Here is a 14,133-nt window from a genome sequence, read left to right as displayed (position 1 = left end):
CCCGGTCCATCGAGGACTGCCGAAGGAGGCAACGACCGTGGTTCACCTCAGCCGACACCGTGACACCCACTCCGGCGACCACGCCGACGACCACGCCGGCGACCACGCCGACGACCACGCCGACGACCACTCAGCCGAGCACGCCCACCACGACCGCACGAACGCCGGTGCGCACGTCGACGAGCGCGCCGCGGTCACCGGTCACGACCGCGCCCACGAGAAGTTCGGGGGCGTCAACCTCGGCGCGGCCATCGCAGGCTGGCTCGTCGCCATCGCACTCACCGTGCTGCTGAGCAGCATCCTCGGCGCGATCGCGTCCGCTGTCGGTACCGCGACCGAGGTGACCCAGGACCAGGCACAGCGCGAGGCAGGGGCGATCGGACTCGCTGCCGCGATCGCGGTGGTCGTCGTCATGATGATCGCCTACTACTTCGGCGGGTACGTCGCCGGCCGGATGTCTCGCTTCGACGGAGCCCGGCAGGGAGTGGCCGTGTGGCTCATCGGCCTGCTCGTCACCATCGTGGCGGTCATCCTCGGGGTCGTCTTCGGAGACCAGTACAACGTGCTGGACCGGGTCGACCTGCCGCGGATCCCCATCCCGACCGAGACGGCGACCTGGGGCGGCATCATCACCGGGCTCGCCCTGCTCGTCGGCACGCTGCTCGCCGCGATGACCGGCGGCAAGATCGGTCACCACTACCACGACCGCGTGGACCGGACCGCCTATCGCTGACCGGACGGGAGTCAGGACAGCGACGCAGCTGCGGAGCTGAGGATCGCGAGCGACCGCTTCACCCAGGCGGACGACGCTCCCGCTTGCCCGCACGTGGGCGACAGCACCAGCCCCTCCGTGACCTGAGCAGGGTCGAGACCGAGGAGGTCGAGCCAGCGGTGGACCGCGGCGACGACCTCCTTCTCGGTCGGCGGCACAGCCGGGTCGGTGCTCGGCACGACCCCGAGGGCGACGGCGTCTCCTGCCTCGAGGGCGGCGGCGAGCGCGTCCTGCCCGTCGGCGCCGACAAGAGACAGGTCCACCGCCAGGCCCGCGGCCCCGGCATCGCGGACCAGCGCGAGCGGAGCGTCCGGCGCACAGCAGTGGACCCAGGGCTCGGCGCCGGCGCCGCGGACGGCACCCAGCACCCAGCCGAGCGTCTCGCTCGCCTCGGGCGGGTGGACGGTGCGGTGCCGCCCGAAACCGGAGGCGGTCGGCACCGCGCCGGCGAGCACGGCGGGCAACGCAGGTTCGTCGACCTGGACCACGATCCGGGTGGTGCGCGACAGCCGGCGGCGTACGTCGGCGACGTGGTCGGCGACGCCCATCGCCAGCGCCTGCGCCAGCTCGCGCCGGGCGCCGTGGTCGGCCAGCACCCTGTCGCCCCGCGGCCGCTCGACCGTCGCCGCCAACGTCCACGGTCCGGCGACCTGCACCTTGAACGGACCGGGGTGGTCGGCGGCGTGCTCCTCGAGGGTGTCGAGGTCCTGGCCGAGCAGGCTGCTGGCCCGGCGCTGGTCGAGGGCAGGGGCCCCGGACGTGCCGGTGAGCCGCCAGCCCGCGGGCTGCAGGTCCGCGTCGAGCTCGGTCACCAGCCCGATCGTGCGGCCGATCATCGCGGCACCCGCACCCCGGCCGGGCACCTCCGGCAGGAACGGGAGCCCGAGCTCCCCCAGCACCACCCGCAGTGCCTCGTCGAAGTCGCGCTGGTCGGTCCCCGGGAAGGAGCCGACACCCGTCGCGAGGGTCATTTTTCGGGGTCCCCGCGACGTTGTTCGGGGGATAGAAGGCCGAGCAGGACGTACGGGCGCGGACCGACTGGAGGAGAAGAACGTCGTGGGGTGATCACGCCGGAACCCGCTCGGTGGCGTCGATCGTCGCCGAGCCCACGACCCGGCTGCCCTGGTAGATGACGGCGGCCTGGCCGGGGGCGATGCCGTAGGCCGGGTCGACCAGCTCGATCTCCACCTGGTCGCCGGCCGCGTCGACGCTCACCAGCGCGCGGTGCTCGTCGCCGTGCGCACGCAGCTGCACGGTGGCCTCGACGGTCGACCCGGGAGCGAGCGGGGCTCCGCACCAGCGCGGCCGGTCGGCGCGGATCCGCTCGACCGCGAGCCGCTCGTGCGGCCCGACGGTCACGGTGCCGGAGACCGGCTCGATGTCGAGCACGTAGCGGGGGCGTCCGTCGGCGGCCGGCCGGCCGATCCGCAGGCCCTTGCGCTGGCCGATCGTGAAACCGTAGGTGCCCTCGTGCTCGCCGAGCACCTCGCCCGACTCGTCGACGATCGACCCGCCCTCGTTGGGGATCCGGTCCCCCAGCTTCTCCCGCAGCCAGCCGGTGTTGTCACCGTCGGCGACGAAGCAGATGTCGTGGCTGTCGGGCTTGTCGGCGACCAACAGCCCGCGCGCGGCCGCCTCGCGGCGCACCTCGTCCTTGGGGGTGTCGCCCAGCGGGAAGAGGGAGTGTCGCAGCTGGCGCTCGTCGAGCACGCCGAGGACGTAGGACTGGTCCTTGCCGTGGTCGACGGCGCGGTGCAGCTCCACTCCCCCGGCCGGCGTCGGCTCGAGCCGGGCGTAGTGCCCGGTCGCGACCGCGTCGAACCCGAGCGCCAGCGCCCGGTCGAGCACCGCGGCGAACTTGATCTTCTCGTTGCAGCGCAGGCACGGGTTGGGGGTGCGGCCGGCCGCGTAGGTGTCCATGAAGTCCTCGACCACGTCCTCGTGGAACCGGTCGGACAGGTCCCAGATGTAGAACGGGATGCCGATCACGTCGGCCGCACGACGGGCGTCGTTGCTGTCCTCGATCGTGCAGCAGCCCCGAGCGCCGGAGCGGTAGGACTTCGGGTTGCGGGACAGCGCGAGGTGGATCCCGGTGACCTCGTGCCCGGCCTCCGCCGCGCGGGCGGCGGCGACGGCGGAGTCGACCCCACCGGACATCGCCGCGACGACCTTCATCGTGTCCCGCTCATCTGCACGCCTCATGCACGGGCCGCGCGGGCGCGCTCGACGCACGGTCCGAGCGCCTCGGCGACGGCGTCGATGTCCGCCTCGGTGCTGGTGTGGCCGAGCGAGAAGCGCAACGAGCTGCGGGCGACGTCGGCGTCACGGCCCATCGCGAGCAGGACGTGCGACGGCTGCGGCACGCCGGCCGAGCAGGCCGAGCCGGTCGAGCACTCGATGCCTCGGGCGTCGAGCAGCATCAGCAGCGAGTCTCCCTCGCAGCCGGGGAAGCTGAAGTGGGCGTTGCCGGGGAGGCCGCCCCCGGTGGCGGCCGAGCTCGTCGAGGCCCCGTTGAGCACGGCATCGGGGACCGCGCGTCGTACGGCGTCGACGAGGCGCTCGCGCAGCGCCGCCAGCCGCACCGCGTTGTCGGCCTGTTCCTTGACCGCGACCTCGACCGCGGCCGCGAAGCCGGCGACCGCGGGCACGTCGAGCGTCCCGCTGCGGACGTCGCGCTCCTGCCCGCCGCCGTGGACCAGGGCGGTGAGCTCGACCTCACGGCGTACGACGAGGGCGCCCACGCCCAGCGGACCGCCCACCTTGTGCCCGGAGATCGACATCGCGTCGACGCCCGAGGTCGCGAAGTCGACCGGTACCGCGCCCAGCGCCTGCACGGCGTCACTGTGGACCGGGATCCCGTGCGCGGCCGCGAGGGCGACGACCTCGGTGATCGGCTGCACCGTCCCGACCTCGTTGTTCGCCCACATGACGCTCACCAACGCGACGGAGCCGGGGTCGCGCGCGATGCTCGCGGCGATGGCGTCGGTGTCGAGCCGGCCCACCTCGTCGACCGGCAGCAGCTCGAGCTCGGCGTCCTCGTGCTCGGCGAGCCAGTGCAACGGGTCGAGCACCGCGTGGTGCTCGACGGCGCTGGCCAGGATCCGTCGCCGCGCGGGGTCCGCGGCCCGGCGCGACCAGTAGAGGCCCTTGACGGCGAGGTTGTCGGCCTCGGTGCCGCCGGAGGTGAAGACCACCTCACCGGGCCTGCAACCCAGCGCCTGCGCGATCGTCTCCCGCGACTCCTCGACGACCCGCCTCGCCCGACGGCCGGACGCGTGCAGCGAGCTCGCGTTGCCGACATCGGCGAGGTGCGCGGTCATCGCCTCCACCGCCGCGGGAACCATCGGTGTGGTCGCGGCGTGGTCGAGGTAGACCGTCGGGGCGTCGTGCATGACGCCTCCAAGGGTACGGCGCAGGGCGCCCCCGTGCCGAAACCGAGGGCGTGGTCTGCGCATGACGCAGAGCACATCCGGACCGACCCCTGGGTCGGTCTGCACGCGCCCGGGTTTCGGCGTACGGTCGGAGACATGCTTCGCCGGATCAACCGTGCAGCTCTCTCCCTCGTCGCCACGGCGGCCCTCACCCTCCCCGCTGTCGCCACCGCCAGCGGGCCGGAGTCGACCGAGCGCGCGCCGTCGCCGCGGTGGGCCGAGATCATCCGGACGGACGCCGGCTACCGCTACCTCGCGTCCCTGCACGACAGCAGCCTCACGCTCACCCGGGTCGGTGACCGGGTGGTCCTCCACGACCGGGCAATGCGGCGGTTCCGGCAGGCGCTGCCGGCCGGCTGTCGAAGGGTCACCGTCGCCCGCGGGATCGCCGCCAGCTGCCGGATCCCGGGCACGCCCACGGCCGTGAACCCGCTGGAGCTCGCGATCGTGCCGCACGCGGGCAACGACCGGGTCGACGGGTCGGCGCTCTCCGCGGTGTTCAAGCTGATCCTCCTCGCCGCAGCCGGCGACGACGTGGCGACCGGGGGTGCCGGTGCGGACGAGCTCAACGGTGCCCTCGGTATCGACCGGCTGACCGGCGGCGCCGGTGACGACTTGATCCGGGTCGGTCCCGGCAACGACATCGGCGACGGCGGCGCCGGCGAGGACGAGCTGGTCGGCACCGACGGCGCCGACCACCTGTCGGGCGGCGAGGGTGAGGACGTGTTGCGGGGCGACGCCGGCAAGGACACCCTCCTCGGTGGGCCTGCCGCAGACTCGCTGATCTGCGGGCCGGGATTCGACACCACCGACGACGACGAAGACACCGACGGCGTCTCGCACTGCGAGGCGGTCCTGCCCTAATGGAGCAGCCGCTGGTGATCGCCGGGGCCGGCATCGCCGGTCTCGCGCTCGCTGCCGGTCTGCAGCGCACCGAGACGGCGACGCCGTACCTGCTGGCCGACGAACGGCCCGAGCTCGGCAGCTCCGGCGGTGCGATCACGCTGTGGCCCAATGCGATCGCTGCGCTCGACGAGATCGGCGTGGGTGACGAGGTCCGACGCGCGGGCCACCCCCTCGGTGCTGGGACCATCACCACCCGCGGCGGCCGGGTGCTCCGCTCGCTGGACCTCGAGCAGTCGGCGGCAGCGCTGGGCGGGCCGCTCGTCGCCGTCCGCCGGGGCGACCTGATCGAGATCCTCCACGCGCAGATCAAGCCCGGCACCGTGCTGCTCGGCACCGCGGTCCGCGGCTACCGTCACGACCACGACCGCGTCCAGGTGCGCACGGACGGCGAGCCGGTCGAGGCGAGCGCGCTCGTCGGCGCGGACGGCTACCGGTCGGAGATCGCGCGGACGCTGCACCCCGGGTTGCCGGAGCGGTACGCCGGCTACCCGGCGTGGCGCGGGATCGCCGATTTCGGCGGGTTCGAGCCGGTGCAGATGTGGGGTGCGCACCGGGAGTTCGGCGTGGTGCCGCTCGGTGAGGACGCGAGCTACTGGTTCGCCACCGTCCGCGAGCCCGCCGGCGGTGCCGTCGGCGACGAGGTCGCGCACCTCGAGGCGGCGTTCTCCGGCTGGCCGGATCCGGTGCGCGAGGTCCTCGCCGCGACCGACCCGGTGTCCGTCACCCGCAACGACGTGATGGACCGGGCGCTCCCCCGTCGCTGGACCGACGGCCCGGTCGTCGTCATCGGCGACGCGGCCCACGCCATGCGACCACACCTCGGCCAGGGCGGCTGCCAAGCGCTCGTCGACGCGGCCGTGCTCGCGCGGCTGCTGCGGCAGACGCGCTCACCGGCCGCCGCCTTCACCGCCTTCGAGTCCTTGCGCCGCGGACCCGTCACGCGCGTGGTGGGCCTCTCCCGCGCGGCTGGTCGTGCGATCAACGTCCCGTCCGGCCTGCACCAGTTCGCCCGGCTGATGCCCGACGCGCTGATGCTCCGCACCCTGGCCAAGGTCGGCGGCACCGGCGCCTTCCCCTGGTGATTGCGCCGACCCGTCGCATCTGAACGCCGACCCGGCGCATCTGAACGCCGACCCGGCCCGTTTGAACGGGCCGGCTCGGCGTTCGATCCCCGTGGTAGGGACGGACCCGCACGCCGCCGAGCAGCCGTAAGCCGTGACCGCGTCAACTGCGCGCGCGGCAGCGTGTCGCGCTGCGGCGAAGCCGCATCGTGCGGTGCCCGCGGGCCGAGCGAAGCGATGGTCCGTGCGGTGCCGCACGATCCGCGACACGCTCGCGAATCGCCGCAAGCCGCCAAGCAGCCGTAAGCCGTGACCGCGTCAACTGCGCGCGCGGCAGCGTGTCGCGCTGCGGCGAAGCCGCATCGTGCGGTGCCCGCGGGCCGAGCGAAGCGATGGTCCGTGCGGTGCCGCACGATCCGCGACACGCTCGCGCAATTTCAGAGCAGCACTAGGTCGTCGACGTGGACGACCTCGCGCTCGTACGCCGCACCCAGCTCGCGCTTGAGGTCCTTGGTCGAGCGGCCGAGCAGGTCGGGGAGCTCGGCGGCGTCGAAGTTGACCAGGCCGCGGGCGACGACCGTGCCGTCGGGGCCGAGCAGGTCGACGGGATCGCCGGCGACGAAGCTGCCGGAGACCGACGTGATGCCGGCGGCCAACAGCGAGGCGTGCCGCTCGACGACCGCGCGCACCGCTCCGGCGTCGAGGACGACCGCGCCCTTGGCCTCGGTGGCGTGCCGCAGCCACAGCTGCCGGGTCGGCCGGCGCCGTCCGCTGGCGTGGAAGAGGGTGCCCACCGGTTCTCCTGCGAGGGCGGCGGCGGCGTGCTCGGCCGAGGTCAGCACGACGGCGATGCCCGACCCGGTCGCGATGCTCGCGGCGTCGAGCTTGGTGCCCATCCCGCCGGTACCGACACCGGCCGCTCCTGCGGCACCGATCGCGATGCCGTCGAGGTCGGCGTCGGAGCGCACCTCGGGGATCAGGTTGGTGCCGGGGCGGTGCGGCGGTCCGTCGTACAGGCCGTCGACGTCGGACAGCAGGAGCAGCAGGTCCGCGTGGACGAGGTGGGCCACGAGCGCCGCGAGCCGGTCGTTGTCGCCGAACCGGATCTCCGTGGTGGCGACCGTGTCGTTCTCGTTGACGATCGGGATCACACCGAGCTCGAGCAGCTTGGTGAAGGTCTGGTGGGCGTTGCGGTAGTGCGAGCGGCGGGTGACGTCGTCGAGCGTGAGCAGCACCTGCCCGGCGGTCAGTCCGTGCCGCGCCAGCTCCTCGGTGTAGCGGTGCACGAGCAGCCCCTGACCGACGGACGCGGCGGCCTGCTGCGCCGCCAGGCCGCGGGGCCGCCTCTTGAGGCCGAGCGGCGCCAGGCCCGCGGCGATCGCACCCGACGACACCAGGACGACCTCGGCGCCGGCTGCCCGCGCGGACGCGAGTACGTCGACCAGCGCGCTGACGCGGTGGGGATCGATGCCACCCTCGGCCGTGGTGAGGGAGGACGAGCCGACCTTGACGACGACCCGACGGGCGTCGACCACGGCCGGCCGGTCACTCACCGGGATCCTCTTCCCGCCGAGCTGGGACATCGCTCGCGTCCGGGTCGTCGTCCGAACCGATCTCGTAGGCCAACGGGCCGTACTTCTCGGGCTGGTCGAGGCGTCGGGCGACGTCGGCCCGGGTCTCGGTCTCGCCTCGTTCCGGCATGCTCTCCTGGATGTCGCGCCGCCGTCGCGCGGCCGGCCGGTCCTCCTGGAACCGCTCGTCCTGGCCGCGGCGCGAGAGATTCTCGGCGCCGGCGTCGATGCCCGGCTTGAAGTCGAAGACCACCGAGTCGTCGGGGTGGCCGATGAGGACGGCGTCGCCCTCCTCCGCTCCGAGCTCGAGCAGCTTGGTCTCGACACCGAGCCGGTTGAGCCGGTCGGCGAGGAAGCCCACTGCCTCGTCGTTGCTGAAGTCGGTCTGGCGCACCCAGCGCTCCGGCTTCACACCCCGCACCCGCCAGCCGGCGCCGGTCTTGCGGACGGTGAACTCGTCGCCGTCGACACCCTTCGGTCGCAGCACGATCCGCTCCACGACCTCGGCTGCCTTCTCCGCCCGCGCGGCGAGCACGATCTCGGCCATCGCGTAGGTCAGCTCGCGGGTGCCCTCCCCCGAGGCGGCAGAGATCTCGAAGACCTGCAGTCCGCGCCCGCGCAGCTCGTCGACGACCATGCCGGAGATGTCGCGGCCGTCGGGGACGTCGACCTTGTTGAGCGCGACCAACCGGGGGCGGTCGTCCAGGCCGCCGTAGCGGGCCAGCTCCGCCTCGATGACCTCGAGGTCGTCGACCGGGTTGCGTCCGGGCTCCAGGGTGGCGGTGTCGAGGACGTGGACCAGGGCGGCGCACCGCTCGATGTGGCGCAGGAAGTCGTGCCCGAGGCCGCGGCCCTCGGCCGCGCCCTCGATCAGTCCGGGTACGTCGGCGACCGTGAACGTCGTGTCGCCCGCCGTCACCACACCGAGGTTGGGGACCAGGGTGGTGAACGGGTAGTCGGCGATCTTGGGCCGTGCCCGCGAGATCGCGGCGATCAGGCTGGACTTGCCGGCGCTCGGGAAGCCGACCAGGCCGATGTCGGCGACCACCTTGAGCTCGAGCACGACCTCGATCTCGTCGCCGGGCTCGCCGAGCAGCGCGAAGCCGGGCGCCTTCCGCGTCGCGGAGGCGAGGGCGGCGTTGCCGAGGCCGCCCCGTCCGCCCTGGGCGATGACCAGCTCGGTGCCGGCGCCGACCAGGTCGGCGATCACCGCACCGTCAGGCTGCTTGACGACGGTGCCGTCGGGCACGGGGAGCACCAGGTCGTCGCCGTGCGTGCCGTTGCGGCGCCCGCCGGCGCCGTGGCCGCCGTGCTCGGCGCGCCGCTTCGGGCTGTGGTGGTAGTCGAGGAGCGTGGTCACGTCGGGGTCGACCCGGAGGATCACCGAACCGCCGGGTCCGCCGTTGCCGCCGTCGGGACCGCCGAGCGGCTTGAACTTCTCGCGGTGCACCGACGCGACGCCGTTGCCCCCGCGACCCGCCGCGATGTGCAGCGCCACCCGGTCGACGAATGTGGGAACGGCCATGGGACCAGTCTTTCAGTTGGGATGAAGGTTGAAATGAGGAAAGGGCGTCCCGATCCGGGACGCCCTTTCTGAGCCTGCAGTCAGCTGAGCGTCACTCAGCCGCCGGGACGATGTTGACGACCTTGCGGCCGCGCTTGCGGCCGAACTCGACCGCGCCGGCCTCGAGGGCGAACAGCGTGTCGTCGCCGCCACGGCCGACGTTGGAGCCGGGGTGGAAGTGGGTGCCGCGCTGACGGACGATGATCTCGCCCGCGCTGACGACCTGGCCACCGAACCGCTTGACGCCGAGTCGCTGAGCGTTGGAGTCGCGCCCGTTCTTGGTGGACGCCGCGCCCTTCTTGTGTGCCATCTCTTCAGTCCTTAGGAGGTGTGAGCCGACCGGTGGTCGGGGCTCAGATCTTGATGTCGGTGACCTTGACCTGGGTGTACTTCTGGCGGTGACCCTGCCGCTTCTTGTAGCCGGTCTTGTTCTTGAACTTCTGGATGACGATCTTGGGCCCCTTGGTGGCACCGAGGACCTCGACGGTCACCGCAGCCTTGTCGAGACCGGTGGTGGTGACGGTCTCGCCGTCGACCGCCATGACCACGGGCAGCTTCAGGGTGTCGCCGACCGGCGTGGAGATCTTGTCGATCTCGATGACGTCGCCGACAGCGACCTTCTGCTGCTTCGCGCCTGCGCGCACGATCGCGTACACCGCGGTCTCCTTCGTCTGAACCTCGTCGTCTGGGTCTGCGGCACACCACGACGTCGACCCGTGAGGGCAGAGAGCGGGATGCCAGGCAGAGAGGCACGCAGGGCGCGCCGACGTTCAATAGTACGGATCACGGCAGGTCACAGCAAAATCCCAGCGCGTGATCGCGTGGGTCAACGCTTGCGGGTGCCCCTCCGCTTGATCGGAACGTGCTCGACGTGGGGCTCCTCGGGAGCGTGCTCTCGATCGTTCTCCGGCTCGACGACCGGCGCGGTGCTGGCCGGCGGTCCCGCCGGGCGGGTTGCGGCGCGGCGACGGGTGCGGGTGACGACCTTCGGAGCGGCGGGCTCGACCGGCTCGGCGGGCTCGACCGGCTCGGCGGGTTCGACCGACTCGACAGGGGCGGCGGCCTCGGCGGGGGCCACCTCGTCAGCGGGTGCCTCGTCAGCAGCCGCCTCGTCAGCAGGCGTCTCGTCCACGGGCGTCTCGTCCACGGGCGGCACCACGGGCTCCTCGTCCACGAGCGTCTCGTCCACGGGTGCCTCGTCCACGAGTGCCGGGTCGACCGGCGTCTGGTCCACGATCACGTCGCCGATGGGCGCCTCGTCACGCTCGTCGGACTCGTCCTCCGCGTCCGGCGCAGGCGGCTTGGCCATCGCAGCGATGTCCTTGGGCGACGGCACGGCCTTCGAGGCCGCCTCGTCAGCCTGGGATCCACCGCTCTTGCCCCGGCGACGGCGGTTGCCCCCGCGGCGGGAGTCGTCGTCCCCGCCACCGCGGCGCGGCTCGACGGGCAGGTCGTGGACAACGACCCCGCGGCCCTGGCAGTGGTCACAGGTCTCGCTGAACGCCTCGAGCAGGCCGGTGCCGATCCGCTTCCGTGTCATCTGGACCAGGCCGAGCGAGGTGACCTCCGCCACCTGGTGGCGGGTCCGGTCGCGGCCGAGGCACTCGACGAGCCGACGCAGGACCAGGTCCCGGTTCGACTCGAGCACCATGTCGATGAAGTCGACGACGATGATGCCGCCGATGTCCCGGAGCCGGAGCTGCCGGACGATCTCCTCAGCAGCCTCCAGGTTGTTCTTGGTGACCGTCTCCTCGAGGTTGCCGCCCGAACCGGTGAACTTGCCGGTGTTGACGTCGACGACGGTCATCGCCTCGGTGCGGTCGATGACCAGCGATCCGCCGGACGGGAGCCACACCTTGCGGTCGAGGCCCTTGGCGATCTGCTCGTCGATCCGGTATGCCGCGAAGACGTCGGGCTTGCCCGACTGGTCACCCGCGCCGTCGGCCGACGTCTGGTAGTGCTCCATCCGCTCGCTCAGGTCGGGCGCGATCTGCTCGACGTACTCGTGGACGGTCTCCCACACCTCGTCGCCCTGGACGACCAGCTTGCCGAAGTCCTCGGTGAAGAGGTCGCGGACCACCTTGAGGGTGAGGTCCGGCTCGCCGTACAGGAGCTGCGGCGCGTTGCCCTTGGCGATCTTCTTCTCGATGTCGTCCCAGCGCGCCTTGAGTCGCTCGACGTCGCGGGTGAGCTCGTCCTCGGACGCGCCCTCGGCAGCGGTCCGCACGATGACGCCGGCCGTGTCGGGGACGATCTCCTTCAGCAGGGCCTTGAGCCGGCCTCGCTCGGTGTCGGGCAGCTTGCGCGAGATGCCGGAGGTGGTCCCGTCGGGGACGTAGACGAGGAACCGGCCGGCGAGGCTGACCTGGCTGGTGAGCCGGGCGCCCTTGTGTCCGATCGGGTCCTTCGTGACCTGGACGAGCACGGTCTGGCCGGAGCTCAGGACCGACTCGATCTTGCGCGGCGCGCCCTCCTTGTGGCCGAGTGCCGACCAGTTGACCTCACCGGCGTAGAGCACCGCGTTGCGGCCCTTGCCGATGTCGATGAAGGCGGCCTCCATGGAGGGCAGCACGTTCTGCACGCGGCCGAGGTAGACGTTGCCGATGATCGAGGTCTGGGACTCGCGGGCGACGTAGTGCTCGACGAGGACCTTGTCCTCGAGCACCGCGATCTGGGTCAGGTCCTTGCGCTGGCGGACCACCATCACGCGATCGACGGACTCGCGCCGGGCCAGGAACTCGGCCTCGCTCACGATGGGTGCGCGGCGGCGTCCTGCCTCGCGGCCGTCGCGGCGGCGCTGCTTCTTGGCCTCGAGGCGGGTCGAGCCGGAGATCGAGGTGATCTCGTCCTCGGGCGAGCGCGGCTTGCGCACCCTGGTCACGGTGTTCGCGTCGTCGCCGTTCCCGCCACCCTCGCCCTCGCGGCGACGACGCCGGCGACGGCGGGAGGAGGGCGACGTGCCGCCACCCTCGGACTGGTCGCCGTCGGCGTCGGTGGGCTCTCCGTCGGGGGTGTCGACGTCCTCGACGGCGTCGCTCCCCGCGTCCGGCTTCGCGTCGCCGTCGTTGGACTCGTCGGAGTCGGCGTCGTCGTTGCCCGCACCGCCTCCACCACCGGGCTTACGGCGGCGGCGGCCGCCGCGGCGGCGGCGCCGACGGGCAGCCGTGCTGGTGCCGCCCTCTCCCTGCTCGGTGTCGCCGTCCTCGGCCTCGTCGCCGCTGTCCTCAGCGGTGGGCTCGTCGTCCTCGTCCTCGGGCTGGTCGGCGTCCTTCGGAGCCGCGGCGGGCTTCGCCTTCGTCCTCTTGGCAGCCGGCTTCTTCTCCGGTGCCTGGAACAGCACGGCCGCCGTGGGCGAGCCGTCGTCGTCGAGGGCGGACTGGTCGGCATCGTCGGTCTTCGTGGCGGTCGCGGCCTTCTTGGCCGTCGTCTTCTTCGCCGCGGTCTTCTTCGCGGGCGACTTCTTCGCCGCGGTCTTCTTCGCTGGCTTCTCGCCGGCGGGCTTCTCGCCGGCGGGCGTCTCGTCGCCGGGCGCTTCGTCGGCGGCTGCGGCCTTCTTGGCCGCGGCCTTCTTCGCCGGTGCCTTCTTGGCGGCCTTCTTTCTCGCCGCCGGCTTCTCCGTGGGAGTCGCGTCGGCGGTGGCCGGCGCGCTGCTCTCGGCGGGTGCTGCTTCGGTCGCGGGGGTGTCGACGGTGTCGACCGGGTTGTCAGCCATGCGCTGCTCCTCCGCCCGCCGCCTCTCGGCGGTCCGGGCGTGTCCATCGCCGTCCGGCTCTCTCGAAGGAGGTCCGGCGGCGCAAGCCTTCAGTGGGACGACATCCTCCGCGGAGCGTCACTGGCGGCTCAGCCCTGCCTGCCGCGGTCGCGTGGTCCGGGGCTCTTCCCGGGCGCCGGATCGCTGTCACCGATCCGTCCACCTGCGTCGCGGTCTGGCGAGGTCTCAACCTCCACCGTGCCGGGCCCGTCTGCGTGCTACGGAACCGGCGAGAACGTCGTCGGATCGGTTTGTCCGGGCGCCTTGTCAGAGGTGCACCGTTGGGGGCCGATCTGTGGCGAGTATCGCACACCGGACGTGGACGCTCGGCATCCCGGCGCATCCGGCGCGGGCGGATCCGGCTATCGGAGCGGGTCGCCGACCGAGGCGTCGGTCTCGTCGAGCGGGCCCTGGGCGAGGCGGGTGAGCAGTGCTGCCGTCGGCGGTGTGAAGCCGGAGACCTCGGCCAGACCGGACAGCACGTCGTCGGGGCGTACGGCGGGCACGGTGTGGCGCAGCACGAGCGAAAGTGCCGGTTCGCCGCCGACGTCGGTGACCTCGAGCGCGGCGACGGCCGCGCGGCAGTCGAAGGTCCGGAGGCCCTTCTTGGTCATCCGCTCGACCGGCACCGACTCGGTGGCGAGGAAGGACGCCACCGCGGCACCGACCGCTGCCGGGTCCGCGCCGCGCATCTCGACCAGCCACGAGCTCGCCACGAGCAGGTCGGCGAGCGAACCGCCCGGGGACTCCACGATCGCCGCGACGTCGAGCCCGTCGGGCAGCGCCTCGTCGAGGGCGCGTCGTACGTCCTCCGGGTCGCGGCGCTCGGCGAGACCGAGCTCGAGGTACTCGGCCTCGCTCGCCGCACCCGTCGGCGAGGCGCCGGCGTAGGAGATCCTCGGGTGCGGGTGGAAGCCCGAGGAGTAGGCCATGGGGATCTCCGCGCGGAAGACCGCCCGTTCGACGGCCCGGCTCACGTCGCGGTGGCTGGTGAACCGCAGCCGACCGCGCTTCGCGTAGCGGATCCGCAGCCGTTGGACGGGCGGCGCCTGCTGCTCGGGCTGCTGACGGCTCACG

Annotated in this window: 12 protein-coding genes; 3 read left to right on the top strand and 9 right to left on the bottom strand. The window is 72.7% G+C overall.

All coding sequences use genetic code 11. The features are described 5' to 3' along the window. Window positions 1-37: 37 nt before the first annotated feature. Window positions 38-733, top strand: a complete 696-nt coding sequence (locus SHK19_RS06670; RefSeq protein WP_322938185.1) for a hypothetical protein — start codon at window positions 38-40, stop codon at window positions 731-733. A gap of 11 nt (window positions 734-744) precedes the next feature. Here the strand turns inward: SHK19_RS06670 and SHK19_RS06665 are convergent, their stop codons facing one another. The 3 genes from SHK19_RS06665 to SHK19_RS06655 all read right to left on the bottom strand — a co-directional run bounded on the left by SHK19_RS06665 (window position 745) and on the right by SHK19_RS06655 (window position 4,164). Next, window positions 745-1,743: a uroporphyrinogen decarboxylase/cobalamine-independent methonine synthase family protein gene (locus SHK19_RS06665; protein WP_322938184.1), complete on the bottom strand. Its 999-nt coding sequence runs from the start codon at window positions 1,741-1,743 to the stop codon at window positions 745-747. A gap of 94 nt (window positions 1,744-1,837) precedes the next feature. After that, window positions 1,838-2,947, bottom strand: coding sequence for a tRNA 2-thiouridine(34) synthase MnmA (gene mnmA, locus SHK19_RS06660; RefSeq protein WP_322938183.1), 1,110 nt, complete (start codon window positions 2,945-2,947; stop codon window positions 1,838-1,840). Between the two features lie 23 nt (window positions 2,948-2,970). After that, window positions 2,971-4,164, bottom strand: coding sequence for a cysteine desulfurase family protein (locus SHK19_RS06655; protein WP_322938182.1), 1,194 nt, complete (start codon window positions 4,162-4,164; stop codon window positions 2,971-2,973). A gap of 135 nt (window positions 4,165-4,299) precedes the next feature. Here SHK19_RS06655 and SHK19_RS06650 point away from each other — a divergent pair, with 135 nt between their 5' ends. Together SHK19_RS06650 and SHK19_RS06645 are read left to right on the top strand one after the other, a co-directional pair. Further along, window positions 4,300-5,067 carry a calcium-binding protein gene (locus SHK19_RS06650; protein ID WP_322938181.1) on the top strand — a complete coding sequence of 256 codons (768 nt, stop codon included), beginning with the start codon at window positions 4,300-4,302 and terminating at the stop codon, window positions 5,065-5,067. Beyond that, window positions 5,067-6,191 carry an FAD-dependent monooxygenase gene (locus SHK19_RS06645; RefSeq protein WP_322938180.1) on the top strand — a complete coding sequence of 375 codons (1,125 nt, stop codon included), beginning with the start codon at window positions 5,067-5,069 and terminating at the stop codon, window positions 6,189-6,191. Before SHK19_RS06650 ends, SHK19_RS06645 begins: the two co-directional genes overlap by 1 nt. 416 nt (window positions 6,192-6,607) lie before the next feature. On the opposite strand, the gene proB is transcribed toward SHK19_RS06645, so the two are convergent. The 6 genes from proB to SHK19_RS06615 all read right to left on the bottom strand — a co-directional run bounded on the left by proB (window position 6,608) and on the right by SHK19_RS06615 (window position 14,132). Continuing rightward, entirely contained in the window at window positions 6,608-7,753 is a 1,146-nt protein-coding gene (gene proB / locus SHK19_RS06640) for a glutamate 5-kinase (protein WP_322938179.1), read from the bottom strand. After that, window positions 7,716-9,266 carry a GTPase ObgE gene (gene obgE / locus SHK19_RS06635; RefSeq protein WP_322457784.1) on the bottom strand — a complete coding sequence of 517 codons (1,551 nt, stop codon included), beginning with the start codon at window positions 9,264-9,266 and terminating at the stop codon, window positions 7,716-7,718. Before obgE ends, proB begins: the two co-directional genes overlap by 38 nt. A gap of 91 nt (window positions 9,267-9,357) precedes the next feature. After that, the gene (gene rpmA, locus SHK19_RS06630; RefSeq protein WP_322457783.1) at window positions 9,358-9,615 is read right to left on the bottom strand and encodes a 50S ribosomal protein L27; all 258 of its coding nucleotides are present in this window, start codon (window positions 9,613-9,615) and stop codon (window positions 9,358-9,360) included. 43 nt (window positions 9,616-9,658) lie between these two features. Beyond that, on the bottom strand, window positions 9,659-9,961 hold the full coding sequence (gene rplU / locus SHK19_RS06625) for a 50S ribosomal protein L21 (protein ID WP_322457782.1): 303 nt from the start codon (window positions 9,959-9,961) through the stop codon (window positions 9,659-9,661). 170 nt (window positions 9,962-10,131) lie between these two features. Continuing rightward, a complete protein-coding gene (locus SHK19_RS06620) occupies window positions 10,132-13,017 on the bottom strand; it encodes an Rne/Rng family ribonuclease (RefSeq protein WP_322938178.1) in 2,886 nt (961 codons plus the stop codon). Window positions 13,018-13,418: 401 nt separating this feature from the next. Further along, window positions 13,419-14,132, bottom strand: coding sequence for a TIGR03936 family radical SAM-associated protein (locus tag SHK19_RS06615; protein WP_322938177.1), 714 nt, complete (start codon window positions 14,130-14,132; stop codon window positions 13,419-13,421). Window position 14,133: the final 1 nt, after the last annotated feature.

The organism is Nocardioides bizhenqiangii (genome assembly GCF_034661235.1).
Lineage (GTDB): Bacteria > Actinomycetota > Actinomycetes > Propionibacteriales > Nocardioidaceae > Nocardioides > Nocardioides bizhenqiangii.
This window is presented reverse-complemented; position numbering and strand designations above follow the sequence as displayed.

Excerpts from the sequence above, each read along its gene's own strand:
- SHK19_RS06665 (WP_322938184.1), bottom strand. The coding sequence starts at position 1,743 with ATGACCCTCGCGACGGGTGTCGGCTCCTTCCCGGGGACCGACCAGCGC.
- mnmA (WP_322938183.1), bottom strand. The coding sequence starts at position 2,947 with ATGAAGGTCGTCGCGGCGATGTCCGGTGGGGTCGACTCCGCCGTCGCC.
- SHK19_RS06655 (WP_322938182.1), bottom strand. The coding sequence starts at position 4,164 with ATGCACGACGCCCCGACGGTCTACCTCGACCACGCCGCGACCACACCG.
- SHK19_RS06650 (WP_322938181.1), top strand. The coding sequence starts at position 4,300 with ATGCTTCGCCGGATCAACCGTGCAGCTCTCTCCCTCGTCGCCACGGCG.
- SHK19_RS06645 (WP_322938180.1), top strand. The coding sequence starts at position 5,067 with ATGGAGCAGCCGCTGGTGATCGCCGGGGCCGGCATCGCCGGTCTCGCG.
- proB (WP_322938179.1), bottom strand. The coding sequence starts at position 7,753 with ATGTCCCAGCTCGGCGGGAAGAGGATCCCGGTGAGTGACCGGCCGGCC.
- obgE (WP_322457784.1), bottom strand. The coding sequence starts at position 9,266 with ATGGCCGTTCCCACATTCGTCGACCGGGTGGCGCTGCACATCGCGGCG.
- rpmA (WP_322457783.1), bottom strand. The coding sequence starts at position 9,615 with ATGGCACACAAGAAGGGCGCGGCGTCCACCAAGAACGGGCGCGACTCC.
- SHK19_RS06620 (WP_322938178.1), bottom strand. The coding sequence starts at position 13,017 with ATGGCTGACAACCCGGTCGACACCGTCGACACCCCCGCGACCGAAGCA.